This is a genomic window from Bacillus sp. 05T21 (genome assembly GCF_056396785.1).
In genome coordinates, this window is the sequence record NZ_JBFTMD010000082.1 from 1 (window position 1) to 1,066 (window position 1,066).

General features: G+C 34.8%; 3 protein-coding genes. 1 reads left to right on the top strand and 2 read right to left on the bottom strand.

Features of this window, described 5'->3' with window-relative positions; all coding sequences use genetic code 11:
• On the top strand, positions 1-169 hold a 169-nt coding region (locus AC1DKZ_RS32745), incomplete at its 5' end, for a thiol-activated cytolysin C-terminal domain-containing protein (protein WP_476997968.1).
• A 294-nt stretch (positions 170-463) separates the two neighbouring features.
• Here AC1DKZ_RS32745 and AC1DKZ_RS32750 read toward each other — a convergent pair.
• Together AC1DKZ_RS32750 and AC1DKZ_RS32755 are read right to left on the bottom strand one after the other, a co-directional pair.
• A complete protein-coding gene (locus AC1DKZ_RS32750) occupies positions 464-595 on the bottom strand; it encodes a hypothetical protein (protein WP_002187955.1) in 132 nt (43 codons plus the stop codon).
• Between the two features lie 264 nt (positions 596-859).
• Positions 860-1,066 (bottom strand): DDE-type integrase/transposase/recombinase (locus AC1DKZ_RS32755; RefSeq protein WP_476997967.1); only part of this gene is annotated, 207 nt, incomplete at its 5' end.

Genomic DNA, 1,066 nt, shown 5'->3' on the forward strand with positions numbered 1-1,066 from the left:
TCTTCCACCAAATTCAAAAAATATAAAAATCGTAGCAAGAGAATGTACTGGTCTTGCATGGGAATGGTGGAGAACAATTATTAATGAACAAAATGTTCCATTAACAAATGAAATTAAAGTTTCAATTGGAGGAACAACATTATATCCAAATGCTAATATTAGTCATTAATTAAAGCCTAATATATGTCCGAAGCGCCCTGTAAACAGGGCGCTTTTTTACTTGGTCGCAAGTATATCGGTGCTTTTTCAAATATATCATACTCCTCTAATTGGCCTCACCATACATGCCCATCAACTTAAGAAAAATAAATGCCCCAAAAACGAAAAAATGAGCTGACTTCTCAGAGTAACTATCTGTAGAGAAAGCAAATTTTCATTTAGGGGTCTATGAAAACCCTAGCTTGATAGTGATGTGGTGGTACCCCATCGCTATCAAGCTCACAAAACAAAATACCACCCCCTATTAATATTCAAATGGCATATCAGAAATAACCTGTCCTTTCTCCTCTTCATGATCTTCATCACATAATGCCACAGCAGGTATAACTAATCCTTTCGTTAACCAAAACGCTATCATTTCTTCGTTGCTTTGCATGTTTTTCACCTCGCACAATCAAAAAAATACTATATAAAGATAAAACATTTTATGTGATTATGTCAAAAAAAGAAAATTGTACGTTACGTCACATTTTTGACACATTTTAAGGTGTTCGCTGTACGTTAAGGCAATTTTCCCGTTAAATAAGGGTTATTTGGTGCTGGAAAGTCGATAATTATTAAAATATTAACAGGAATGGTTCTGGTGCAAATACTTAGGAAAGATATAAAGATGCGAAAAGTTTCCTAGTGAAATCTAGTCTTAAGCAGCAATTCCAAATAGTTGATGGATGAACTTCACTTGATTTTGGACAGACTTGTCCAATAAAACAAGTTGCCCTTTTTTCACCATATGCATAGCTTCTATTCCAGAAAGAATGGATGTAGCTGTGCGAAAGGATTTCAATCCTAACATCGAACGAACCCGCTTTTTAATAAACCGATGAACTTGTTCCACTATGTTATTGAG

Excerpts from the sequence above, each read along its gene's own strand:
- AC1DKZ_RS32750 (WP_002187955.1), bottom strand. The coding sequence starts at position 595 with ATGCAAAGCAACGAAGAAATGATAGCGTTTTGGTTAACGAAAGGATTA.